Origin of the sequence: Thiobacillus denitrificans DSM 12475, assembly GCF_000376425.1 — a bacterium.
GTDB classification, from domain to species: Bacteria; Pseudomonadota; Gammaproteobacteria; order Burkholderiales; family Thiobacillaceae; genus Thiobacillus; species Thiobacillus denitrificans.
The window spans coordinates 1-24398 of the sequence record NZ_AQWL01000003.1 but is presented as its reverse complement, the minus strand read 5'-3'; the positions used below and the strand labels follow the sequence as shown (position 1 = coordinate 24398).

Annotated in this window: 26 protein-coding genes and 1 pseudogene; 3 read left to right on the top strand and 24 right to left on the bottom strand. The window is 57.0% G+C overall.

Annotation, left to right across the window (positions count from 1 at the left end; all coding sequences use genetic code 11):
- Positions 1 to 158: 158 nt before the first annotated feature.
- On the top strand, positions 159 to 536 hold the full coding sequence (locus B059_RS0104705; protein ID WP_157273618.1) for a hypothetical protein: 378 nt from the start codon (positions 159 to 161) through the stop codon (positions 534 to 536).
- Between the two features lie 80 nt (positions 537 to 616).
- On the opposite strand, the gene B059_RS0104700 is transcribed toward B059_RS0104705, so the two are convergent.
- The 16 genes from B059_RS0104700 to B059_RS0104625 form a co-directional block, all read right to left on the bottom strand.
- Complete coding sequence (locus B059_RS0104700) at positions 617 to 1351, bottom strand: BON domain-containing protein (RefSeq protein ID WP_018077089.1); 735 nt, start codon at positions 1349 to 1351, stop codon at positions 617 to 619.
- 32 nt (positions 1352 to 1383) lie between these two features.
- Positions 1384 to 2988 carry an FAD-binding oxidoreductase gene (locus B059_RS18645; protein WP_051068483.1) on the bottom strand — a complete coding sequence of 535 codons (1605 nt, stop codon included), beginning with the start codon at positions 2986 to 2988 and terminating at the stop codon, positions 1384 to 1386.
- Between the two features lie 13 nt (positions 2989 to 3001).
- Complete coding sequence (locus tag B059_RS0104690; RefSeq protein ID WP_018077087.1) at positions 3002 to 3682, bottom strand: hypothetical protein; 681 nt, start codon at positions 3680 to 3682, stop codon at positions 3002 to 3004.
- A 10-nt stretch (positions 3683 to 3692) separates the two neighbouring features.
- A complete protein-coding gene (locus B059_RS0104685; RefSeq protein ID WP_018077086.1) occupies positions 3693 to 4028 on the bottom strand; it encodes a c-type cytochrome in 336 nt (111 codons plus the stop codon).
- A gap of 96 nt (positions 4029 to 4124) precedes the next feature.
- A complete protein-coding gene (locus B059_RS0104680) occupies positions 4125 to 5597 on the bottom strand; it encodes an aldehyde dehydrogenase family protein (RefSeq protein ID WP_018077085.1) in 1473 nt (490 codons plus the stop codon).
- Positions 5598 to 5766: 169 nt separating this feature from the next.
- Positions 5767 to 6855, bottom strand: a complete 1089-nt coding sequence (locus B059_RS0104675; protein WP_018077084.1) for an NAD(P)-dependent alcohol dehydrogenase — start codon at positions 6853 to 6855, stop codon at positions 5767 to 5769.
- A gap of 632 nt (positions 6856 to 7487) precedes the next feature.
- Entirely contained in the window at positions 7488 to 8327 is an 840-nt protein-coding gene (locus tag B059_RS0104670; protein WP_157273617.1) for an OST-HTH/LOTUS domain-containing protein, read from the bottom strand.
- A 43-nt stretch (positions 8328 to 8370) separates the two neighbouring features.
- On the bottom strand, positions 8371 to 10113 hold the full coding sequence (locus tag B059_RS0104665; RefSeq protein WP_018077082.1) for a hypothetical protein: 1743 nt from the start codon (positions 10111 to 10113) through the stop codon (positions 8371 to 8373).
- Entirely contained in the window at positions 10110 to 11309 is a 1200-nt protein-coding gene (locus B059_RS0104660) for a dsDNA nuclease domain-containing protein (RefSeq protein WP_081601586.1), read from the bottom strand. Before B059_RS0104660 ends, B059_RS0104665 begins: the two co-directional genes overlap by 4 nt.
- An 84-nt stretch (positions 11310 to 11393) precedes the next feature.
- The gene (locus B059_RS18640; protein ID WP_018077080.1) at positions 11394 to 11828 is read right to left on the bottom strand and encodes a hypothetical protein; all 435 of its coding nucleotides are present in this window, start codon (positions 11826 to 11828) and stop codon (positions 11394 to 11396) included.
- Positions 11829 to 11831: 3 nt separating this feature from the next.
- Positions 11832 to 13391 (bottom strand): TniQ family protein, encoded by a 1560-nt coding sequence (locus B059_RS0104650; RefSeq protein ID WP_018077079.1) that lies wholly within the window; start codon positions 13389 to 13391, stop codon positions 11832 to 11834.
- 7 nt (positions 13392 to 13398) lie between these two features.
- Positions 13399 to 14349, bottom strand: a complete 951-nt coding sequence (locus B059_RS0104645) for a TniB family NTP-binding protein (protein WP_157273615.1) — start codon at positions 14347 to 14349, stop codon at positions 13399 to 13401.
- Complete coding sequence (locus B059_RS20745; protein WP_157273614.1) at positions 14339 to 14728, bottom strand: hypothetical protein; 390 nt, start codon at positions 14726 to 14728, stop codon at positions 14339 to 14341. The genes B059_RS0104645 and B059_RS20745 overlap by 11 nt, the downstream gene beginning before the upstream one ends.
- A gap of 60 nt (positions 14729 to 14788) precedes the next feature.
- The gene (locus B059_RS0104635) at positions 14789 to 15673 is read right to left on the bottom strand and encodes a hypothetical protein (RefSeq protein WP_018077076.1); all 885 of its coding nucleotides are present in this window, start codon (positions 15671 to 15673) and stop codon (positions 14789 to 14791) included.
- Positions 15666 to 16244: a hypothetical protein gene (locus tag B059_RS0104630; protein ID WP_018077075.1), complete on the bottom strand. Its 579-nt coding sequence runs from the start codon at positions 16242 to 16244 to the stop codon at positions 15666 to 15668. Before B059_RS0104630 ends, B059_RS0104635 begins: the two co-directional genes overlap by 8 nt.
- 83 nt (positions 16245 to 16327) lie before the next feature.
- Positions 16328 to 16978: a PDDEXK family nuclease gene (locus B059_RS0104625; protein ID WP_018077074.1), complete on the bottom strand. Its 651-nt coding sequence runs from the start codon at positions 16976 to 16978 to the stop codon at positions 16328 to 16330.
- Between the two features lie 566 nt (positions 16979 to 17544).
- On the opposite strand from B059_RS0104625, the gene B059_RS0104620 reads away from it, so the two are divergent.
- Complete coding sequence (locus tag B059_RS0104620; protein WP_018077073.1) at positions 17545 to 17988, top strand: hypothetical protein; 444 nt, start codon at positions 17545 to 17547, stop codon at positions 17986 to 17988.
- A gap of 97 nt (positions 17989 to 18085) precedes the next feature.
- Here B059_RS0104620 and B059_RS18635 read toward each other — a convergent pair whose 3' ends face one another.
- From B059_RS18635 to hxsB, 8 genes are all read right to left on the bottom strand, one after another.
- Positions 18086 to 18349 (bottom strand): hypothetical protein, encoded by a 264-nt coding sequence (locus tag B059_RS18635; RefSeq protein ID WP_018077072.1) that lies wholly within the window; start codon positions 18347 to 18349, stop codon positions 18086 to 18088.
- A 19-nt stretch (positions 18350 to 18368) separates the two neighbouring features.
- Positions 18369 to 18500: a YHYH domain-containing protein gene (locus tag B059_RS20740; protein WP_157273613.1), complete on the bottom strand. Its 132-nt coding sequence runs from the start codon at positions 18498 to 18500 to the stop codon at positions 18369 to 18371.
- Positions 18501 to 18622: 122 nt separating this feature from the next.
- Complete coding sequence (locus B059_RS0104610) at positions 18623 to 19150, bottom strand: thermonuclease family protein (RefSeq protein WP_211206880.1); 528 nt, start codon at positions 19148 to 19150, stop codon at positions 18623 to 18625.
- Positions 19147 to 20517: a His-Xaa-Ser system-associated MauG-like protein gene (locus B059_RS0104605; RefSeq protein WP_018077070.1), complete on the bottom strand. Its 1371-nt coding sequence runs from the start codon at positions 20515 to 20517 to the stop codon at positions 19147 to 19149. The genes B059_RS0104610 and B059_RS0104605 overlap by 4 nt, the downstream gene beginning before the upstream one ends.
- Positions 20517 to 20870: a TIGR03982 family His-Xaa-Ser system protein gene (locus B059_RS0104600; RefSeq protein WP_026177310.1), complete on the bottom strand. Its 354-nt coding sequence runs from the start codon at positions 20868 to 20870 to the stop codon at positions 20517 to 20519. Before B059_RS0104600 ends, B059_RS0104605 begins: the two co-directional genes overlap by 1 nt.
- 38 nt (positions 20871 to 20908) lie before the next feature.
- Positions 20909 to 21493: a His-Xaa-Ser repeat protein HxsA gene (hxsA, locus tag B059_RS20230; RefSeq protein ID WP_081601584.1), complete on the bottom strand. Its 585-nt coding sequence runs from the start codon at positions 21491 to 21493 to the stop codon at positions 20909 to 20911.
- Position 21494: 1 nt separating this feature from the next.
- On the bottom strand, positions 21495 to 22667 hold the full coding sequence (gene hxsC, locus B059_RS0104590) for a His-Xaa-Ser system radical SAM maturase HxsC (RefSeq protein WP_018077067.1): 1173 nt from the start codon (positions 22665 to 22667) through the stop codon (positions 21495 to 21497).
- A complete protein-coding gene (gene hxsB / locus B059_RS0104585) occupies positions 22667 to 24106 on the bottom strand; it encodes a His-Xaa-Ser system radical SAM maturase HxsB (protein WP_026177309.1) in 1440 nt (479 codons plus the stop codon). The genes hxsC and hxsB overlap by 1 nt, the downstream gene beginning before the upstream one ends.
- A 62-nt stretch (positions 24107 to 24168) precedes the next feature.
- On the opposite strand from hxsB, the pseudogene B059_RS20225 reads away from it, so the two are divergent.
- Positions 24169 to 24398 (top strand): annotated as a pseudogene (locus B059_RS20225) (IS30 family transposase); the annotation flags it as partial.

The window sequence follows — 24398 nt, the reverse complement described above, 5'->3', positions numbered from 1 at the left end:
AAGCGCTGCGGCAACCCATCCGCCGCCATGCTGGACTTATTCCGGCATCAAGAAAATTCCGGCTGTCCGCGCCCCTTGCCTTTTGATTATGGGGTGCTATAAACCCATCCCCACGGGCTTTCAAGGGGTAAATGATGCGTAAAACGATCGTGATACTGATGCTTGGCGGCCTGTTTTCCAGTACCGCCCTGGCCCTCGACGATGCCGTCACAGTCAGGCTCGAGGCGCAAAACAATTCGGGTCAAACCGGCACGGCAACCCTGCTTCCGCAAGGCAACACCACCAAGCTTGTCATAGAACTTTCCAATGCGCCCGCAGGCGTCGCACAGCCCGCCCATATCCATATGGGAAGCTGCGACAAGCTGGACAAGGCGCCGAAATGGCCGCTGGAAGCCGTGAAAAACGGAAGATCCGTCACCATCGTCCCCGTATCGATCGAAACTATCCTGAAAGACAGGACGGCGATCAATATTCACAAGAGCGCGACCGAGGTCCAGGTCTACGTTTCCTGCGGGAACATCATTGCGGTGATGTAGGCGCACGGCCGGTCCGGTCTGCGCTGAAGGAGAGGCGGGCGGCCCTTCCGCCGTCCGCTGCTCATCCCGTTTGGCGTCGCCTACCCGCCCACCGCGAGGCGGTTGATCACCTTGTCCACCGCGAACAGGCACCAGGCATCCTGCTCGGCCCGGTCTTTTTCCGACTGGGTCTCCACCAATCCCTCCAGGGTGACGGCGTAGTTGTGACTGTGGATACGTATCTGCTCGGGATGGGGAATCATCGGATCCATTTCCAGCACCAGCGACAGGGCATCGCTGACCTCGTCGTCGTTGTCCAGTTCCGGCGGCAACACTTCCAGTCCATTCACCACGTCGCGACAGCCTGGTACCCACCATGCCAGCACCCCAGCCAGCCGTTTGTGTGAAAGGCTGATGACCCACCCATCCAGCGTCACCACCCCGTCCTTCACCGAGACCAGGATATCGCCGCTGGCGTCTTCGCCACCGGCTTCCTGCAAAGTGAGGGTCTGTCCCTTTTTCATCACGCGCAGCGTACAGTTCTTCAACTCGCGCACATCAAGCAATAAGGTTTTGAAGCCATCCAGAATCTCACCGTCGCCCTTATGCTCGGAGGGCGCCACGTGCAGCCGGTCCACCACGCCGCGCACACCGGGCGTCGTCCCCGCGATTTCCAGCGCCCGTTTCTTCGCGGCCACGCTTTCCACGTCGCCTTCCACTACCAGGGCGTTGTCACCGGTCAAGTCGAGCTGGACAGGCCAGCGATGCAGGTTGATATGCGGTTCGCGTTCCAGCGCCGCCCATACCGTTTTGAGGATGGGACTTCCATTTTTCATGTCGGGATACCTCCCCATTCAACATAGCATCCTCACGATTCGTCGCTCGCTGTGCTTTTGGCACTCCGCCTCGTCCTGTAGGTATCCAGATCGATGCCGGAACGGCCGGGGGCGAGAATGTTGTTCGGATCCAGGGCACGCTTGATGGCGTGTTCCACGTCCCGCTTGACCGGGCCGTAGCTGCGTGCGACCCGCTCCTGGAAGCGGGTATTGACGCGGTATACGGCGTAGCCTTCCTTCTCGAACTCGTCCAGCAGCTCGTTGAAGCAGGCGTCGGCGCGCTTGGTTTCCTCCTCGCTGGTGCGGTCATAGAGGACATCGATCACGTGGTGCATGTCCCGTGGGGCGACGATAAACTCGGCCACATAGTCCAGGCCGTACTTGTGCAGGATGCGCTTGGCCAGCAGCGCCTGCTTCTCGCACTCGCTGCCGCGCGCCTCGCTGACCGGCGCGAACCACATGGAGCCGCCGCCTCCACGCCAGTTGTACAAGCCGAACTCCTGCAGATTGGGCACGCCGGACATCAGCTCGGCACGGTACTTGAAGGGCTGCTTATGGCCGGCCTCTTCCTGGGTGACGATGCGGCCCTTGCCGTGCTTCCTGAATGCATCGGTGATGATCTTCCAGTTCACATCCACCTGTTCCTGCGTGCCGTAGAGCGCGGCGTACAGGTTCCAGGCCCCCATGCCGCTATCCTTCTGCATTTTTTCCAGGATGGGGTCGGGGGTATGGCCCGGCTCGGTGGTATAGTCCCGGCGCCGCAGATGCGCACTGCCCGCTTCCCACAGGATATTGGCGATCACCACCGAGTTGGGAATAATCTGGGCCATGCGCAGCGGGCGCAGGATGTCGACGATCTCGACGATATCCGCCTCGTTCTCGAAGATGACTTCGAACGGCTTGAACACCGGCGGTCTGGGCATCAGCCAGAAGCCCATCTTGGTGGTGATGCCATAGTTGGCCTGGGTGAACATCCCGTCCAGCGTCGGACCATAGCCCCACTTGAAGATCTGCCAGGTGTTGCTGCCTTTGACGCCGCCCATGCCGGTGCGATAGACGTCGCCGTTGGCCAGCACCACCTCCATGCCGCACTGCATCATGAAGTGCTCGCCGTAGGGGGTATAGCCCACGCCACGGTCCATGGTGTTGCCCAGCGGGCCGGCAATAGCCGAAGGAGCGGAGAAGGACAGCATCAGTGGCAGCTTGTTTTCCTCGATGTAGTCGTACAGCTGCTGGAAAGTCACCCCAGGCTCGACCAGCGCGTAGCACATTTCCGGATCGATCTTGATGATCCTGTTCATCTTCTTCAGGTCGAGGATGACCTGACCGCGCTGTACCGGGGCCGCCGTGCCGTAACCGAAATTGCGCCCGGTGGAAATAGTCCAGATCGGAATCCGGTACTGATTGCAGATTTTCACGATGCCCTGCACCTGCTCGACCGTGGTGGCGGTCAGCACCGCCGAGGGCGCATGGGCGGCATTCTCCACCGACATCATGATTTTGTTGTAGGGAATCAGCTGCTCGGCCTTGAGCAGTACGTTCCCTTCTCCCAGCAGGGCGCGAAATTTTTCCACTGCCGCGTTGAATTTTTTCTGCGTCACGCCTCTGGGCAGTACGCCGCTCATCTGTTCAGACATGGATCAGACTCCCTCAGACCTCGATCGAAAAGGAAACGAAACTGCCGCTGAGCAGCGTGCCCTGTACGGAAACCCGCGGCATCATGGTCGGGCGCGTACCCAGCGTGGCGAGCAGAGAACCGATACCGGCTGCCCACTGCACAGAACCCGCGCCGCTGCGAGCGGGTCCCGCCAGCTGTCTGGCCGGAGCCACGCTGCCCTGGCGTTCCTCGTTCAGAGTGAAACCGGCACCGCAGGCATGCAGATGGCGGCTGAGCTGGCGGGCACACCCTTCGGCGAGATCGGCATTCAGCAGACGATGGCGGGTCGAACCGGCCTCGGCAGTGTGCTGTCCCAGCCAGTGGACGCGGGCGCCGGCGCTGCGTGCCAGATCCAGCACCAGCGTCGCCGCGGCATCGTCCAGCAGACCGATGACCTGCATCGGCCGACCGGCGCGCAACTGGTGCTCGAAATCCAGCATGCAGTCCAGACCCCGGTCCATCTGCTGCACCGGCAGCTCTGTACCGGCAGCAGCCCTGGCACCCTGCAGAAAGGCCGCTTCAGCCGCGCCGCTGCCGACCAGCGCCAGTGCCGGGCGGATACCGCTGTGCGAAGGGGGTACTCCCGCCAGCACCGGCACCGACCGGCTCAGCACCACGCCGGCGGCACCGCCAAGAACCATGCTTTTGAGAACGAAACGACGATCGACGCTCATGACAAGCTCCTCAAGGCTGAGCGGCCGGCGCTGGCAGGGTCGACAGGTACTTGACCAGCAGGGCGATGGATTCATCATCGACGTAGGAGGCGGGGAAGGCCGGCATGGCATTGAAGCCGTTGCGCACGATGGCCTTGACGTAGACCTCCGGCAGGCCGCGGCCTTCCAGCACCGGACCGACGCCGACCTCGGCCTTGTGACAATAACCACACAGCTTGTTGTACAGGTTCTGGCCGCTCCCCCACTGGCTTTCGGCCTGAGCGGCGGCGCCCAGCCAGGCCAGCGGCAGAGCCAGGCCCGCAGCGAACATCCGCTTCGCGATCGCACTACGCAAGAAAAACAACATGGCATGCTCCTTTACATCGATCTGCAATGGCAAGGCGACGGGTAATGCTTTTCAACGATCGCCTCGTTCATTCAGCCGTAATGGCCGGCCCCCGGCTCAGAACGGATAGCCGCGCGGCACACTCTGCACCGTGATCCAATGATCAGTGGTGAATTCCTCGATCGCCCAGTCGCCATTGAAGCGGCCTATGCCCGAATTCTTCTCGCCGCCGAAAGGCGCGTTCGCCTCGTCATTCACCGGCATATCGTTGACGTGAGTCATGCCTGCGCGAAGGCGCTGGGCAAATTGCACGCCACGGGAGAGATCCCGCGTAAAGACCGCACTGGACAATCCGTACTCGCTGCGGTTGGCCAGCTCCAGCGCATGCTCGGCATCGCGGGCCGATTGAATGCTCACCAGCGGACCGAAAATCTCCTCCCTGGCGATCCCCATCTCCGCGGTGACATCGCCGAACACATGCGGCGGCATGACATTGCCTTGCGGCTCGCCGCCCAGCAGCACGCGCGCGCCTTCTTGCCTGGCCCTGGCGATCCTGTCCTTCAGGCCGGCCAGCTGTTGGTCGTTGATCACCGGCCCGATGACCGTTTCCGGTTTGCCCGGATCGCCGCAGGGCAAGACCCTGACCCGCTCGACGAAGCGCTGGGTGAACGCCTCCACCAGCGGGGCCTCCACGATGATGCGGTTGATCGCCATGCAGATCTGGCCCTGGTGCAGGAACTTGCCGACCACCGCCGCATCGACGGCCGCCTCGACGTCGGCATCGGCCAGCACCACGAACGGGCTGTTGCCGCCCAGCTCCAGGGCAACGTGTTTGAGATGCTCGCCACCGCTGGCAATGCGGCCGATGTTGCGGCCGACCGCGGTGGAGCCGGTAAACGAGACGAAGGACGGAATGGGGTGTTCGACGAAGGCATCGCCGATGTCGGAACCGGCGCCGACCACCACGCTGAGCACGCCGGCCGGCAAGCCCGCTTCTTCGAACAGACGCGCCAGCAGCAGGCCGCCGCTCACCGGGGTGTCGCTGGCCGGCTTGACGACCACGGCATTGCCCAGCGCCAGCGCCGGGGCGACCGAACGCGCGCTGAGGTGCAGCGGAAAATTCCACGGACTGATCACCCCGACCACGCCCAGCGGCTGGCGATAGACGAAGCTTTCCTTGCCCGGCACGTCGGTAGGCAGAATGCGGCCGTGCATCCGCCCCGGCAGGCTCGCCGCCTCCTGCGTGATGGCCCGCGCCGAACCCCATTCGATTTCCGCCTTGATCCGGGTGCTGCCCGCCTCGCGGACCAGCCAGCCGGTGATTTCATCCTTGCGTGCATCGAAAAGAGCCACCGCCCGGCGCATGACATCGCCACGCGCGGTCGGGCCCATGGCCGCCCATTCGGGCTGGGCGTCGCGCGCGCCGCGGTAGGCCTCGTCCAGATCCTCGCGGCCGGCCATCGGCAGGCTCAGCAATGTGTCTCCGGTGAAGGGGTCGGCAACATCCAGGGTGCGGCCCGAGGTGCCTTCGCGCCATTGACCGGCGATCGGCAGCAACGTGAGATTCTGATAGGCGGGCAGGCTGCTCATGGATGTCCTCTCGCTATGTATTCAAACCAGCATATGACCGGACCCGCGTCCCTTGCACAAGGCATGACGAAGAATCCATCCGGTCCTGCGTCTTGAATTTGAGCATAGCCGGCCCCGCGAGCAATGCCAGTTGTTCCGGATCCGCCCCGTGCAGTGCGCACGCGGGCGTTCAGGCCAGCTTGAGAACCGGCTTGACGGTCGCTCCGGACTTCGAGTCTTCGAAGGCCTGGTTGATCTCGCTGAAATCGTAGAACTTGATCAGCCGGTCGAAGGGGAATCGGCCCGCCTTGTAGAACTCGATCAACTGGGGAATGAATACCCGCGGCACCGAATCGCCCTCGATCACGCCGATCATGCTCTTGCCTTCGGCCATCAGGTCGTTATGCACATCGATGATCATTTCCGGGGTCACCCCGACGATCGCCGCCTGCCCCAACGGGCGCAGCGCATTCAGGCACTGACGCACGACCGGCGGCACCCCCGTGGTCTCCACGGCATAGTGCGCACCGCCGTTGGCGGCGGCCTTGATCTCCTTGACCACGTCGACATTCCTGCCATTCAGCGCATGCGTCGCCCCCAGCTCGCGGGCCAGCTCCAGACGGTTGTCATGTACATCCACGGCAAAGATCTGCGGGCAGCCGGCGATTTTCGCCGCCATGATCGCGCTGAGCCCCACGGCGCCACAGCCGTACACGGCGATGGACGTGCCGAACGCGGGCTTGAGGCGGTTGAGCACCGTGCCGGCGCCGGTCTGGATACCGCACCCCAGCGGTCCGAGCAGCGCCAGATCCACCGCCTTGTCGACCTTGACCGCATTGCGCTCGTGGGCGATGGCGTAGGTGCCAAAGGAGGATTGGCCGAAGAAAGTGTGCACATCGGCATCACCCTGGTGCAGGCGGCAGGTGTGATCGTCCATGCGCCCGCCGAAATTCAGCTCGTTGAAAGTCGAGCATACGGTCGGATGCCCGGTGAGGCAGTTTTCGCATTGGCCGCAGTGCGCAAAGGACATCACCACGTGGTCGCCGGGCACCAGGCGGGTGACGTTCTCACCGACCTGCTCGATGACGCCGGCCCCCTCATGGCCCAGCACAATGGGGTAGGGCGACACGCCCAGGTCGCGCCCCACCGCATCGGTATGACAGACCCCCGTGGCGACGATCCTGACCAGCACCTCGTTCGACTTGGGGCCCGACAGGGACACTTCTTCGATGGAAAAAGGCTGGCCCTGGGCATGTGTGACCGCTGCTTGAATTTTCATGTGTGGCTCCGTCGTGATGGTTCAAGGACACTTCGTTTTTAGCTCATATCTGAATCCGTATTCCTGCGACGCCAAATTTCTTTGGCGGCCGAAGTCGAGCACCAGCCGCCGCGCGTGCGCGACGAACTTCGCAACGCGAGATACATGGGGCCCTGTAAGAGGTAGGAGGTGGAAGTAGTTGTCGGGACAATGGAATTCCGGACACGCCCGCAGCGCTGCCTGGCGCTCACGACGGCTAAGGTATTAAGTCAGTGACCGTCGACTGGAGACCGGGAGACTTTCGGGCCAGGTTACGCGTTATGCGTGAAACACGCTGCTCGAGTGCTGCAAATATCTGCTGCCCCAACAGCAGCAAGTGTCGGGACAACGAAATTTTAGTAACGCCACGCCAATAAAATCAATAACTTGGATGCCAAGTGGACTGGATGAGCAAATCAAGGCGGGTTTCCCCCGGAAGACCTTTGTTATCAAGCCAGTAAGGGGAACTCTTGAGTGAATCATGAGGAACGCCACCAGAAATTCTAGTAACGCTGTCAGAAACCCCTATGATTTGTGTCCGCTCTTCTGCCTATGTAGCGAGCCCCGAGCTTGTTTATCGATTCAGGGGTGGCACTACCAGAGCTTAGAACTGGCTAGTCGACACGACGAATCCGGTACAGCGTCCGAAATGTACCGTTGGCCAGGGGCTCATCGTATACATCAAAGGTTTCGCAGGCGATGAGCAGTTTCTTGAGGGTGTTGAAGCCGTAACGCTCTTTGAGGTTCCGAATATCATCCGGCAAATTCTTGTTTGCCAGCTTTCCGGCGTGCGCTAGGTAGGTCCATCCGTCCGTCCGATGAATTTGGCTGGTCACTTCACGAAGCAATTCGACTAGAGGACTGGCTTGTAACCACATCAGTTCGTCCTGCCGCTGGTATTCCTCGCTCGAAATGAAGTCATGCAGCAATTTCCTTGCTGCTTGCATGCCATCGACGGTGTTACGCAGATGCTTATGCATTGGCAACACCTTCTCTCGCTGAGCGTCCAGGTAGAGCAGGGCCTCCCCTAGCTTCTCGGGGGATTCAGGCTGCCAACGTGGGAGGAAGTGATGTACCAGTTCGTTGCGCTCTTCAGTCATGAGCTTAAGGTCGCTGCGCACGGTCTCCACAAATTCGGCGCTACCAGAGACCCGGAACGTAAAAGACATCCAGGGTACAGCTGGATTTTCTTCATCCAGCGTCTCCACACCTGCGTCCTGCAATACATCGGACCCGTATTTGTCCACCAGATTGCCAAGCATCTGCTTGTTGACCGACTCCGCTCGCTTGTTATGCCTGGTTTGGTAATTCTCTACGGTGCCATCACCTGTGTGGTTCGCCAGAAGGAACTTCAACAACCCTTCTATCTGCTGAAAAAGCAGAAGGTTTCGGCCAACTCGGCGAAGCACTTCTGCCTTAATGGACTCTAGGTGGGAGCGGGTTTGGTCGTCCATTAGGTGAGTTTGCAGGTTCTGCTCGTGAGCCCAAACCAAACAATCATGCCTCGCTCGGTCGCGCGAGTTGCTCTTCAATGCGGTCCTTCAAACGCTTCAAGGGCTCATGTAAAAAATGGACAGCACTATCAAAGTCTGCTGAACACAGCGCTCCTTTTTTGGTTTCGAGCTTCACGATTTCAAAACCAGAGGCGTCGACCATGTCGGGTAGTTTCTCAACAGCAAGAATTACTTGGTGGTTATCTCCTGCAGAACGTCCAAGAACTTCAATCATGGAGCGGAGGTTTTTATCGTCTTGACCGGATTGCTGCGGAGTGTCGACCACGAATGGGAATAATGGAGAGTCACCATGCTCCACGTTTGTCCGCAGAAGGGCTAGATGCACAGCCAACATGGACCTGGGGGCTGAACTACCCCCAGTTTGAGCTCGCCCCCCCGGCTTAGGCTTTGATAATTGCTCGTCACTTGGAACATTCAAAAGATTTGAAAGGCTGCGTACTTGGTCTGCGAAGTATTTTCCAACCTCCTTCAACCTATTTTTGTCATCGTACGACTTGAGTTTGGAGTTATGTGACTCTTCCTCTTCCTCAAGTTCACTAACTGCCAAGCTCAAATCGCTAGTTACATGTTGGAAAACCGAGCTGAGAGTTTTTTTGCTATGAGCCGCCAGAACGTCCTCAAGGCGTAGCTCCGCTTTTTTCTCATGCATTCGGTCATCTACTTTAACTAGCGTTTTCTCCATCTCTTGGAGGTCGCCCCGAACTATTGCTTCTTCCTCGCGAGCGTTTGTGAGCTTCTCGCTTAGCTCAGCGACCAAGGCTGACATGGACTCGAAGTCTTGGGCAAGCTGCAATCGCGCGTGAAAAGAGTTCTCATGGACAGTGCCACAAGTGGGGCACTCGAGGGATTTGGTAGGCAAGTCCGAAAGATATGTAAGGTCAGCCATAAGCTCACGATGTGCAGACTGTGCAAGCTGGAGTTCAGTCTGAACTCTTTCTCGCAAGTTGACCAAAGCAACAAGTTTTCCACGCAGAGCAGCTTGTTGTTGCTGAGCCTTTATGGCTTCATGCCCGAGTTGGGCCAGTTCCGCTTTAAACGCATCCAAATCAAGCGTGGGGACGTTACTTGGTAAGACCTCTTGTACTCGATGGAATGCCAGTCGTTGGGCCTCAAGCTCCTTCCGCTTCTCGTTCAGCTTTGCATGGGCTTCGTCCCTGAGCTGTTTCGCTGCAAAGTATGCGTTTGGGCGCAAGCCAATGAACGCCTCGAAAGCCGCAGGCTTCCAATTCTTGAACTGCCCCAAAGTTGTGTATGTGTCCCAACTGGCTCCCCAACTGCCGTCCTGGTCAAGGTAAAAGGGCAGCGTTAGATAGTCGAGTCCTGCTTGGCTGAATCGAGTTGAGTTTGGGCGCTGCAACTTCAGGTGATACCCGAAAAATGTCGCAATATAGGCTTCCCACGCCGACATATGGTCAGCTGCAAATAACAGGCCGCCATCCATCGAGAACAGGCCGAGCCGTTTTCCTTGTCGCAAAACAAGGTAGTGGTAGTCATCACCCCTGTATGCGAATTCCAGAGCGGCCACGGTATCCGGGTCCCAGCTGGCGATGGTATGTTTCTCGGGAGCGCAGCCAAATACCCAGAATAGATTCTTGGTGACTCTAGACTTCCCCGTCCCGTTTTCCCCTAGCAAGAGGGTTTTGTTTGGGTTGAATATCTGCCGCCTTGCTTTCCTGTCCCTTTCGGATACGAGCCAAAGCGTCTTGAAGGTCACGCGCCGGTTCATTGTTGTTCTTCCTCAGATTTCTTACCAGCCTCAGGAGTGCATACGTCGATGTCGATTCCATCATTCAGTACCAGTAGTGCGAGCGAATTCACGTAATCAGGACTTCTACCAACAAATTCAGAGGGAGTAATTTGCTTCGCGTTGGAGACGAGGGTTTCCATTAACGCGCCCAACGTAGTCCCTTGGGAGGCAGCGTTAAGGGTCGACTCACGCGCATTCACAAGTGCAGCAGCAAGATTACGAAAAAGCATGTTGGAGCGGTCAACTGCGTCCGCAAGAACATTAATTCTTTCAGCCTTCATGCGCTTGATGCTCATGAAGTCGTATTGTTCAATATTCAGGCGTTCAATCGCCTCATCGAATAGGACGTTAAGAGTCGGCTTTGCTTGGGAGGTCAGAGTAAGGGTGCGTAACGCATCGGAACGAGTAAAGAGACGCTCCTTGAGCTCGTCATATGTCCGTGCGTAGTTCGTGCGGGATGCCCTGGTCTGCAGCTCTGAAGCAAGTATTCGGGCAGCAACTGTTGGCTGTGCGACTTGAAATGGTATGTGACCTTCCTCATACAACTGGCTCAGCATGCCGCCAACAAAGACTTCTTGCTCACCGAGAGGCAAGTTAGTCCTCTGCAAGCTAAATTCGTCGAGGTTTACCTCGCTCGCCGAGATGCCTAACTGGGAGGCCAATGCCTCCTTGATAACGTTTTGCTGCTTAGGCGTCAGGTCGCCAAGGTTAGTCACATGGCTATTAACTGTGCGTTCGTCTTCAGCGGGTACTTTAAAGCTCGTATTGGAAACGAACTTGAGCTTGGTAGGATGTCCTAAAAATTCGTGTCGCCGCTTGTAGAGTTTCGCAAGAGTTGAGGGCTCATGGCCGCCCACCTTTAATTTTTGCCCCTGCTTATGCAGTTCCTTAAGCGTCCACGCAACGGCCCGTTCATTCTTTTTGACTTGGCAAAATTCAACCTTTGTCGGCGAATTAGAGGAGTCTAGCAATGCGACATCCTCCTTAACCTCCATCCCGACTGCAAAATCGTTTGGGGTTCTTAGCAGTTCTGCGACACAAAGCGCAGCCCACCACTGCTGAAAGACGAAACCCTGAGTTGCAGTTGCTCCTTGCTTCTCGTCGGATGGCCTATCCCTTAATAGGTCTTCCAAGCTATCAGAATTTGATTTTGATTTAGATGAACGACTAAGCACTACCCATCCTTATTGAGATTTTGGTTAGCGGTAAGCACCTCCCCCACTTAAAGATGCTACAGCAATTTGCTCAAGAGGCCCGGGTCAACGCTCAGCAAATCCCACTGCCGAGGCGATAGCGGCTTGTAGTGCCTCGTCGCCTTCCAGTGCCTGTATCGGCGTCCTTCCGGCAACAGACCCCTTGGGTGTCGTGAAGAAGCGCCACTTTTCCCAGCCGTCCAGGTCCCCCAAGGCTTTGCACGCCCTTTTAATCTTCATCCGGTCGGGAGGCCTGTGCAGATAAAAGGCAGGGTAGTAGGTTTCACCAGCTAACTCCATCGCAAATAGCCGATACGCTTTGACCTCCCGGTTCAGGGCCCCCAGCGAAATTCCCAGCGCCTCTGAGAACTCTCGCGCAGGCAGAATCTCTTTTTGTCTCACCAGTTCCAGACGGGCCTTGATTGCCGATGCTTTGGCCAGCCGCAGGATGCGTTGTGCTTCTTGGTCTACATCTTGGCTATCGTTGAGGTTTTTGGACATTACCTAGACTCCCGCGTGACCGAAATGATTTTTAGAGGAACCAGAAAGCTGGGTGCGAAACATCTCTGACAAGCGCCTCTCGTCTTGCTCGGAAATCTTGAGGCCACCCCAATCGAACCGCGGTCCCCAGCCAAATGGGTTCAGGTCCCCACGTAAAGCAAGTACGACGGCCTCGGATACGACCTGGAACGGCCGGTCGGTCCGCAACGCAAAGTCGCGCAGCAGAACACCGCTAGTCGGCCGTCCGTTCGCAGCCCATTTCGCCGCCAACTCCATCTGAATCGAGACCACCTCGCCGACTGCCACGCGAAGGTCAGAGGGGTTTCTGGAATTCCATGGACGAAGGAAATTGGAGTGAACAAGGTCGTCCCAGTCCAAGGGGACGCCCACAATGGCAGTCATTTCCGCCAGCGTAAAAACCCCCAAATGAAGGAAGGTCTGACCAGCCAGCAATTCGTCGATGTCATACCCATGCTCGCTATCAATGGGATTCGTCAGCACCTTGCGTGCCATAAGTCCTTCAACTGTTTGCCAGTCCGAAGCCAGGAACGCCGCAACCTCGTCTGGCGTTCGTAATGAAGGCGGGCGCCCGCTAAAAATCTCCACCCCCTTTGCTGCTCGTGGCAGGGGCTGCTGCGAACACATCGCTTCGGCGTATTCCTTGGTTATTCCGGCTTCCGACTGCAAAAGCAGAAGCGCGCACTGTTCCAATACGTACGGCCTTGGTATCGCAAGCATGGGAGCAAGAGCCGCGCGGGCCTTGGGCTGCAAGTCAGACAGGAAATAGCTGCCTCCACGACGCGCCTTCGCCAGCAACCCCACGACTGCATGCCGTTCCTTGACAGGCATGAACTGGACGACTCGCCGAGGCCACTCCGTCGAGGCCCAGAAAGCGTCGGGCAGTGCCAGCGCCTTGAAGATACGGAACATCAGGTCCCACATGTCGGCTGCTGGCTCGCCGCCGTGGGTAACGAGGCGAAATGGCGCCAGCGCCGCAAAATCCTCTGCAACCTCGCAGACGTCAGCGCCAACTGGAGTTGGGGTCGCCATCCGCAAGTCCGCTCCGCAATGTCCGCAGGCCATCAGGCTGGACCGTTTCCAATCCAGCGAACGCCCACAATCAGGACATTCGTCGACCAGGAGGACCTTGTGCGTGCTGCACACCGTAACCGGGGCAAGCTCAAGCTCCTCCTTGATATACCCGTCCTCGGCCAGGCACTGGGGGCAGACCTGGACACGCTCGTGAAGGAGGGCATCACTATCGACCCGGCACTCCCGCATGAAAAACGCCGGCCCATCCAGAACCTTGGCGGCATGCCCGCTCAGGTGTCCCGGGTCGCCGACTGCCATCCGCCCGAGGATAGCGAGGGCCTCCGCATCGGTGCGCAGCTTCGACGAATAGCCCATATTCAGCCCGCGGGTATTGATGCCCGCAGCTCGTAGCAAGGCGGCAATGCTTTCGTAGCCGTTCGCCTCGGCCAGCCGGAGCAGATATCCTGGCAGAGCTTCGCCAGGCAGGCAGGGCAGGTTGCGATAGCACCCCGGCAGCCAGTCAGGCTCCATCTTCATTTCATCTACGTTGGCGAGGAATGGCTTTCGCCACTTGCGCCGTCACCTCGGCCTCCGTCAACTTGAACGGATTGATGGAGGGCCCGGTTGCGCCGCCAACCGCGTCAAACGCCGCCGCCAGCAGCTCGAGGTCGGTCTTGGTCCCGTCCAGCCGAGATGCCAAGGTGGACATGCGTTGTAGCAGTTTTTCGAGTTTCCGGAGATGAGGGCCGCTCGCCAGCATGCAGCGAGCCACCGTGGAATCATCCTCTGGCGAAAGGCGTTTCGAGAGGCCAAATCTGCCCGCAATGCTGCCGTAAACGTTCCGGAAGTTCTCGAATGCCACCGGCGGGAAGAAAGCGACCTGTTCTGCCATAACCACACAGCCGAACCGGCTCCCAAGTTCGGCATCTTTTTCGAACACCTTCAGCAATTCGTCGGTGCCGGAAACAATCACCACCAAACGCTGGTCGCCCCGTCCCGGCTCTGGCGTCGCCCAGCCCAGTGGCGAGCCTTCGGGGTGCAGATTCCACAGGTTCTTCAGAAAGCGGGCTATTTGTCCCCGAAGCTGCGGGGTGCTTGCGAGCAACGCATTGTGAAACTCCTCGAAAACAAGAATCCGGACTTGATGCGCACGCAGTGCCCTGTGCATGTCGGGTTCCAGCAGTTTCAAATTAGGCCTGGTGCTGACCTGCAAGGGCTTGCCGAGTTGGTGCAAAACGGATGCGGCAGTCGCGACGGCGTCGGCCTGGGCCGTCACCGCCACACGGCAGCATGGCGTAATCCGCTGGTTGTTTTCGAGGGTAGGCGGATACCCCTCGGCCAGTACGTCGAGCCCATGAGTCTTGCCGGAACCGGAGGCGCCGATAAGCAGGATGCCCTGGCTGTTGCCGCCGTCAGCAATCTCGTCGAGAGCGGTTTCAACCTGTTCGAGCAACCGTTGCTGAAATGGCAGCAGGTAATTACTTGTCATCGGGCTTACCGCCCCGTAGGAGTTCTGACAGGCTGAGGCCTTCTGTCGCGGGCTTGGGTGTGGGGAGGGCAGGCGCGGCTGCGGCAGCATGGGTTGCGGCCTGGGCATCTGAACGTACGGTTTTGCCAGGCGTGCGTGTTACGGGTCCCGTTTGGACCCGCTGCAGTTCGTCCAGGACCGCGAACCCAATGTCTTCCTTCCAGGCCTTGTCGCCTCTGTAGCGGGATTCCAGGCGCGCCAATAAGACCCTCAATAGTTCCAGCGTCATGGGTTCACGCAGGTCGAACGTGGTCAAAAAGGCTTCAATCGGGTGATTAACCTGGGGGACAAAGACAAGCACGCTTGATACGTCATCCGGATTCACCTTGACGTGCACCATGCCCGTGTAAGTCCTGTACGCCATGTGCAACTCATGGCTGTTGAATTTGAGTGTCTCGACTTACACGCCTTCACGGGTCAGGCTCGTCTCATATGTCAGCGCGTAGACGGAGCGGATTTGCAGGTTCCCGGTCGGCAAGACGAGGGGGGCGAGTTCCTGACCGTCACGCCAGACCTCGATGCGTGGTTTTCTCAGCTGGGGATGCTTGGCGTGGTTATAGTCCAGAGTGGTTTCGAGCAGCTTCGCCTCGTAGTCAGCAACCGTCAGGTTGGCTTTGGCCTTGGCCCTGTCTCGCACCTTCTTGTAGCGTGGGTCGAACCCACCAAATTTTTTTGAGCCCATGTGCTTCTGCGAAACGTAGCCCGGAAGCGTAGAGATATACCCCGATTGCTTTGAGGATTGCGTGCGTTCCACCAAACCTTTAAGGTCCCCTCTCCTTGGCGGCATCCGAAGCAGAATCACTCCGAGTACGAGATACATCAGGACAACGGAGTTGGCAGTCAGGTCCATTGCGTTGTCGATGACGGAAATCCGGTCGATGCCAAACACATCCCAGTGATGCGCTTTCGTCCGAAGATGTTGCGGGAGCCAAAGCGGGGCCGGCAGCGCACAGTTCCGATAGAGGCGTACGGCGTCGCGTGCGGAAGGGTCGACCGTACACGTAAAGCCCTTGATGACGGTCGACTCATGGTCAATGCCAAAGCCCGTGTAATAAAGCATCGGCTCGCTCCAATTTGCATGCGGATATAGCCAGAGCGCGTATTTCGTGTAGTCGTATTCGCCTCGCTCTCCAGGTGAATAAGTGTGCAATCGCCCGATTTCCCGAATCGATTGCGTCGCGTAGAGCGTTCCCAACATCCGGCTTTGAAGCTCGAATTTGTCTATGTGTTTGGAGATTCGCCTGAAGAATTCGTAGGAAACCAGGGATGGTTCTCTTCTAGCCACGATTCGCCTCCTTTGGCCGGGCATAGGACGGCTCAAGCTTCTTGAGCGCCTCCTCGTGAACCTTTTCAATCGTCCAGCCCGGATGCTTCAGGGTGATTTCGTGCGCAAGCTTGCGCGCCTCCTCATATAGCGGAGCGGGCGTCGCCCATGGGCAATATTCCACGCCCTTACGCTGAATCGCGGCCATAGCGTATTTGGAGGACCGCCAACGCTGCATGTCGTGGTAAAAAGTCCAGTGCGACCATGTCTTGCAGTGACCAAGGCCGCAAGCTAGCTGATATTCGTTTAGTTCACGCTCAGCCTCGACATAGGCCGCTCGAAATCTGGGTGATTTGGGACTTGAGCGTGACCACCGCATCATTCGACGCAATAAGTATATTTTTGCGTGCCAGTCGACAATCCGGAGCAAGGGAGAAAAGGACAGGTTGGTGACCTCACGGGTCATCTCGCGATGCGGGTCTTCAAGTTCGTCGACCATCTCCGCTTCTTCAAGTACCAGCAGCGCCGCAAATTCGGTGCGCGACATTTTGACAGCAGGTTCGCCTTCAGCTTCAGGCATGAGGGTCAGCATGGGACCGCTCGATTGAACCTCATGGATTCGATGGCGAACACCCCGAATTGCCACGATGCGGCCTGGCCGTAGGTCCATACACACTAGGCGCGACACGGCATGAGCTCCACTTGAATCAGCGGTCGATACACCAGGGGCAGGCGCTGGTGGTAGAGCAAGTGATAAAGCATGCCGGCGGGAACGCCCTCATGCCTGGCGCGCTCACGCCAGATTTCGAGTGGGGCCTCGTCAAAACGGGACAGCCGCTTTTCGGCCTCGGTCGCCGTTTCCGTCGAAAACTGCAGTCGTCCGTAGGGCCGCAACAGCATCAACGTGTCGATAAAGCCGTCCTTTTCCAGGATGTCCCGGTAAATCACGTGGTAGGGGATTCCCTGTTGCTTGCAATGGGCGGCTGTTAGTTTCAGCTTCGTCCGCTCGGTATCGCGCAGGTCGGCCTCAGCGTATTTCGCCTCAAACAATTCCAGCTCGCCGGTGTCCAGGATGGCTTCATAGTCTGGAATACACGTCAGCGCGGGCAGGTCTGAGGTTTCCTCAAACCGGTACTCGCGAGGCTCGAAGGCCACGCTCACAACGTCTGAGCGCCATTCCAGGTAAACGCCGCACAGCAGTGCGCTCAGCGAGTCGAACGTGAGTGGGAAGGTGGCGCCCTTGGTGCAGGGGAATTGCCCGATGAATCGAGGCAGCTCGCCTCGATTCGAAATCGTCCGTGTCGGACTGCGCAGTTTGCGGCCCATTATTCGACCCTCCCTGCACAACCGGCGCAGCGTGCTGTTTCACACCCCCGCGGTCCGTCCTTGAAAACCCATGTTGTCGATGAACCCTGATTTGCCATGCCAAACCCTCCTACAAGAGGGCGGCATGTTATTGGATTCGGACTCGAAAGTAAACTGTTAAGTTATTGATTATAAACGATATTATACGCTTTCACTATAGCAACCGTACAGGTGCATTTCACCGGCGCAGAGGGGAGGGGAAAGATGTGTGACCTGTCCGTTTGCGCAACTTCCCTTGAATCGAGACCAAGAAAGACGGCTGGATGAAAATTGTTTGGCTAAAGCAGATTTGATTGACTGAAGGATTTAATTAATCGGTTCGTTCTGAAACACATTTGAGAAATGGGAAATCCTCAGGCCAGAAGCCAGGCTGCATGACAGGCTAGGTTGAGAGCAAATTTTCATATACCAATCGGTCTCAGAAACTTGCCCGGAACAACACAAACGTTCAGTTCTAAGGTCTTGATTGTTCATGCGTCCTCGGTTCACGCTACTTCCCTGAGTGATTGAGTTAGGAGGACGTTAAAATGAAGAAGGACACCGTAGAGGAACAACTGAAACAACTCCTGCCAGAAAGCCTGGACGACATCGTCCGGGAAAACCGGGACAAGCTCCGCCTGGCGTTGGCGACGGAAGCGGAACTGAAAAATCTCCAGACAAGCCTTTCGGGGGCGTCAGTTCGGCACAGTCTGACTCAGTGGGACATCTTGATGCTGCATGTCACCGAAGGCGGCCGGAAGGTGTCGTCGCCGCGCTTGATTGGGAAGCTAAGCGAAACCGGGGAGTCGTGGATGACCTCGCATGTTTTGAGTATCGATACCGAGCACGGCCTAGTTCAAACACGGAACTCCGTGTACCGAATCGTCGGGCCACGGGCCGAGGAAAAAGACCTCGACCTGTTACGGGTCTGCGGTTCGTTGAACGAATGGGGGTTAGGGCAGCGTTTCGGGGTTCCCCCGATTTTTTATTAGGCCCAAGGGGTGATTCGTCCTTGATGTGGCAACAGGCCCAGGAAAATTCACTGCCCACCAAAATAGAAAAACCCGCCGAGGCGGGTTTGATTAACGGTCAGTCGTAGGGATTGCTGTCACGACGATTGCTGTTGTAAGGCTTGTAGTCGTAAGTTGTATCTCGCTGGCTACCGCGCTCCCCAGTGTAAGGGTTGGTGTTGCCCTTGGTGCTGTAGTTATCATACTGCACGCTATTGGGTGAACTACGGTAGTGCGGGGCCACATAGGTACCGTCGCTACGAGTGTGGCCTTTTACGTACTGGTCAGCGATGGCCGGCGTGGATACGACGGTAGCAAGCGCCAAGATGAAAATGGTTTTCATGCTTTTTCCTCCGTTTACATTAGTGGCAATGGTATTCGCCGGTTTTGTGGTTGTAATGACAGCCTTGGCTATTCGTACCCCCTGAATGAGCCCAAGCAACGGTAGTGGTCAGAGCAAGTGCTGCGAGAACTGCTGCGGTGATGCGTTTCATGGTGTTTCCTCCTTTGTGGTTGACGGTGTGCCGGGTTCCCGGTCGTTATAGCTCCGCAAATTGCTCGTCCTTCACTTTCAGGCCACGACTTAAAGCATCCTAGCCGGCGCCTCTGTTTAGCTTTATCTTCTTTTTCGCCAATCCCACGGTGGAGTCGGTTCCGCATCCTTCCAAAGTCCGATGCCGGCAACCCGAGCACCTTGCTCCGCTGTTGCATATAGCTCCTGGTCTGTGGGCGTTTGTTCACTGGCGTATTTTTTGTAGTGCCATGCCAAGCCGGCTTTGACTTGGGCAAGGCCGACATCCACCCCATCCACCCTTACTACGCAGACCCAGCGGCCATACCGGTCCTGTTTCTGGCAATCTGCAGTTGCTAGCTGGCCGAAAGCCAACTTTGCAAGATTGTCAGAGGCAACATGTCCGAAGGCTTGCCCTCTCTCAGGAGTATCGATACCCGATACGCGAATCCGATGCTGGGTCTGGTTCTCATCCAGCAGAGTCAGGGTATCGCCGTCAGTTATGCCCACGACCTTCCCGGGGATAACCTGCCCGGCCAATGCATGGGAAATCGAATACGCCAGAGCGACACCGATGAGCATCCATCGAAATGTTCTGTTTGAGCTGACGGGTTTAAGTTGTCTGGTTTTCATGGCCTGATAAATGACCTGTCACCTGAGGGGACCGTTGCTGGTAATGCCACGCTATCTGGCATGACCGGCTCGGATGAAAGCGCCTTGAGAAATTTCATTAGCAACTCAATCTCTGCCTTTGACAAAGGCGCCATCTCGGCAAGGATTGGGGAACGAAAACCAAGGAGCCTCCCCGCATTGCTACCTTCCTCAGGGTCCTGCTGTTGCGCCTTATAGAGCATTGGCACTGGGTTCGCGTGGTGGGTAATAACGGATTCGAGGCTGGTGAAAATTCCGTTGTGCCCCCACGGAAAAGTCTCAGTGACGTTTCTGAGTGGGGGCGTTCTGAAAGCAAACCTGTCCTCGCCACGACTGGTTGCGGCCGCCCGTCCATAGTCGATGTACCCGTTGTGTTTGCCAACCCGCATTTGGGGGACGGCAAGCCCATGGAAACGAAAATCTGAGAACTGCGTACCGCTGTGGCATACCGCACACCTGCCTTTGCCAAAGAATACGAAGGCACCTTGCTTCTGCTCCGGAGTGAGCGCGGAAGTCGCACCTGCCACATACCGGTCCCAGGGGGCTGGCTTCAGCTCAAAGGCTGCGCCAATGTAAGCGGCCAGGGCATTGCCCACATGATTGATACGAAACTCATTCAGGGGCGTTCGCGGATAGGCCTCAGCGAACAACTTGCGGTATTGAAGTGCAACCGGTTGGGGATTGTGGCTTTTTGTTTCAAGCAGGCGCTCAACCAAATTGCCAAATGCATTCAGAGTTCGCTCTTGTAAGTTATTGGCCTCATCGTCAATTGTGACGAGCTCGGCATGGTAGGTATCCTGCGTACCCCTTTTCAATGAACGCCCGAGCATTTCATCGGGCTCCGCCGGAGGGAACACAGCGGCAGCCGCCAGCAAGCTGTCAAAGCCTGCAGGCTGTCTGCTCCCAAGCGGTGTCTCAATCAGCCCGGTAGGTCCTAACTGAACACGCCCGTCCCAAAATAAAGCCCGAAAGTCCTTAGAACCCCTATTAAAAAAAGGGAGTGCGTTTCTTGGGACGATGAAGGCTCCGCTATGCGCCAGACGCTCAGTACTTATCCCCTTAGCGCCTAACCCAACCGCCATCGGAAGCCCATCTCCAGCCCCCTTGCTCCGCACATGGCACGTCGCGCAGGCAATTTTTTTGGGCCCGCTCACGAAAGGGTCGAAGAATAATGCTTGGCCGAGCTTCTCCTTCGGCCCTAACCTGCGTTCAGAAGGCTGGTGGGGCTTAACCTGATATGCTTGAATCGCCTTGTGCAGAATGGGGTCGAGGGAATTCTCCGCGACAACACTTGTTGAAGCCGCAGCCAACAGCGCGGCAAGAATAAAACCAATCGGTTTGAAGGGCATCAGAATCTATCCATGCGATGCGGGTCCACCATCCGATTGACTGGTATCTGCTCATTTTCAAGCCCCTTCAACCCAATCAGAGCCAAGCGTTCCTCGCTGACGCCATTGATAAGCATCCGTTTGCGCAGAACGTCATACTGATGACAGACAGCCAGTCCAACCATGCCGCTAACCTCGAGGGCAGGGTCTTTCGCCGCGCCCGATGTACCTGCTCTAAGGGCCGCTTCATCGTGCATCGACTGGTCGCACTCCAGAGCCAACTTGCTGTACTCATCCTGGTAATACCAGGACACTGCAAATGGCCTGCCGTACTCAACAATGACAATGAATAGCAGACTGAATGCTATGACCAACTGGCTCCAGAAACGAAGCCGCCTAATTGTTCGGGGCCTCATTGAACAGCTGGCACGCCAAGCGCGTTCAGGGTTTCCGTAGACATAAGACCGTTTGGCTCGATTCCCTTCAGATTCTGGAACAGTGTTAGCGACTCCTTAGTGCCGTCGTTTAGAACGCCATCTACTGTTCCTTGATAAAGGCCGAGACTCGTCAGTGCAATCTGCACTCGCATGATTTGCAGCTTGCGTTTTTCCCCAGTGCTGAGCTTTGGTGCAGCTTGCGCCGGCATCGGCGAGACAGCCGATGCCCTCCCGGGGTCCGTCGGCTGGCTTGAGCCTGAGCCATAAAGTGAACTTGATGACTCCTGGGACCGCTGAGGGACGGAAGGCTGTGGGGTAGAGGGTGCCCGGTAGACACCACCGCCACCGCTACTGGACCTGTGGGACCCATGACTTGAATGGGAGCGATGGGCAGCAAACATGTTGTCACCAGGTCTGTTTAGGGGCCGCAGACTGACCGGGTCGAGGCCGTCGGTGGAAGGGGCTGTTGCAGAATTATCTGCAGGAACACCCAGAGACTTCCCCGGAACAAACGATAGCCACGCGGCCAGAAAGGCCAGCGGAGTCTTGAGATGCTTCATATCATCCCTCCCTTATTGCTTTTATCGTGGCTGGACGCCAGCCTTTTTCATGCCAGGCGAATAGCCCTGAACAGTTGTTTTTTACCACGCATGAGTCGCACTCCGCAACGAATGTGCGTTTCCAATCCGAAATACTCTGGTGCGCATAGCGCCAGAGCTCAGGCTGGATGGTGCAAAGTGGCAAATTCATCAGCACCGGGAACAACCCACCCCGCACCAGTCTTTTTACTGACACCTCCAATTCCTCGCCCCATTCAAATATATCGACTTCACATGTGTCGCGGTTCGCGAGAGCGAAGCCGATAGGCTCACATCCCATCAGCGCCACCTCTGAAACAAAAGGGAGATTTCGGCAAATGAATTCACAGAGCTCCGGCAAATACCGGAGGACGGGCTCTACCAAGACAATGCGGAGCTGTATCCGCTGTCCATGGGAATGAAGGGTCAGCAGTCCACCAATTGTCTGGTCGAATGCTCCTGGTGCCTGCACTACAAAGTCATGAAGGAAATCAGCATGGCCATACAACGGCACCAACCAGGTAATTGGATGCCGCATATCACTCAGCAGGTCATGCGCGAGCAGGGGGTCAGCTAGCAGGCGACCGTTGGTAAGCAAATCTACCTTTGTATCTGGGTGGGACGTAGCAAACGCATCTATTACCTCGCGGAGTTTGCCTCCGAGGATGAGGGGCTCGCCACCTGTGAATCCGACAGTCTTAGGGGAAATGCGCATGTGCATCGCCACCCTGATGGCCTCATCAGCAAGCCAGGAATCATCTTGGCGCGTTGGGGGCTGAGAGCACATCAGGCAACGACTATTGCATCGGTTGGTCAGGAACACGGTGTGATGAACATCGGATTCCCGAAACAGGACATGGACGCCGGTTCGTCCAGGCGTCACTTCCGCCACGTCCCCTTCATTCAACGGCTCGACCAGTTCCAGGACACTCGGAAATTCAGATTTTTCGTACAGGCTAGGCTCAGCAGTAAGGAGGGCCAAATTGGAGACCCCAGCTTTACCAAGCTGGGTCAGGGCCTCCATGTCAGTACTGGAAGCGACTCTGACCAAGAGGTTAAGGTCGGGTCTCCATTCCCTTGCTACAGTGGGAAGCTCCGTTACCCTCATCACGGTTCGATAGGCGAATCCTTTGATGTCAGCAGGAGCCGTACGCATCAGCGCTGCTCCATCGATGGTTGCGGAATGGCCCAGTCATGAGCCAAATCCATAAACCACGAATCGGCATCCTGCAGACGCCGAAACAAATAGTCGAACATCCACATCTGACGCTTGCAATGCTCTGTTTGATAGACAGGCGCATCCATTGTGCCAAATTGGTTGTACGTGCTTATGGGGTCCGGACCACAGTAGGTGTTGAATGCGCATTCGCGGCATCCTGGAACGTATCGAACCAAACTGGAACTCACCAAATTCCTCGCCACCGGACCTGTGAGCAAGGTCCCAAGTGAATCGCCTATACGGCCCAACCGCAGTGAAGTGTCGCCCGTTTCGGCAAGCATCCGCGCTTCATCGCTGGGGTAAACATAGCCATCATAGTTGTACACCAGAGCCCCAAGGCCGGCTCCTGTCGGGCTCTGGAGGTCAACGTACCCGGCATCGAATGGGCTGAGAATCTTGTTAAAAGCCAAACAAGCGGAGACCTCACGAATTGGAATCCCGTTTCGATTCCAGTGGAGGACCCGCTCAAACGCTTTTTCGTAGAACGCACAAAACTCATTCAGCGAGTAACCAAGGACACGTTCGTTGCGCTTGGCAAATCCATGTGCACTAAGAGGCCGGAGGAATATCTCGTTGAAGCCGAGCTTTACATACTCATCAACGATTGCCTCGGGCTCCCGCAATGACTCCTTGGTGGTCGTCATGAGCGCTGACACTGAATCCTGTCCCAGCCATTCCCTCGCCAAGCCGATACCGGCCATGGTCCTTTCGTAAGAGTCGCGCGAGGGCAAGGGCCTGTTCTTGTTATGCAACTCAGCCGGACCATCAATGCTGGTGGACAGATAAACCTGGTGCTCCCTAAAAAAAGCACACATCTCTTCGTCCAACTGGTGCAAAGTTGATGCGATGACAAACCTCAGGTTCCGGCGCTCGAGCTTGTTACGCGCAGCGACGCGGCTGATAGCGTGTCTGACCAAGTCAAAGCGGAGTAGGGGGTCTCCCCCTTGGAGTTCAACGGTAAGCGTTTGAGAAGGACTTTGAAAAATGGTGTCGCATGCCGCATCGAGTTGTTCGAAGGACATGGAAAATCCGTTGTCATCCAAGGACCGGCTGACTTGGCAGTAGCGGCATGAATGGGCGCACTGAAGGGTTGGTACCAACAAATGGAGAGATGGTCCTCCAAGAACCGACTCTTTCTTAGCGGCGATACGGGATGCAAGCAGGCGTGGTAGTCCTATCGCCCCTTCTTGCCCGAGGAAAAACTTTGATTTGAGTTCTGCGAAGCGGTCTATCGGTAGGTTGGTCGGTGTATACACCAGAGCCTGAAGCTCCTCTTGAGAAAGGAATGCATGGTCCCCGGATTCACTAATGGCCACTACCTGATTTGTGTCTAGTCTGTGGAACCGAAATGGCCATAAGACTGGGCGGTATTGCATCGGCGGATTCAACCGGTGGATGCAACACACTAGAGACTGCGTAAGCAGAAGGAGTGTTGCAGATGAAACGAAGACCTCGGATCTATTACACGGAAAGCCAGAAAGCCTTGATGTGGGAACGTTGGAGGAAAGGGGAGTCCCTTCAACAGATCGCCCAGTTGTTTGATCGAAACCACTCATCCATACAACGCATACTGGCTGAGACCGGCGGGATAAGCCCGGCGCCACGACACCGATCGAGCTTGACGCTGACATTAGCTGAACGCGAAGAAATATCGCGTGCTTTAGCATC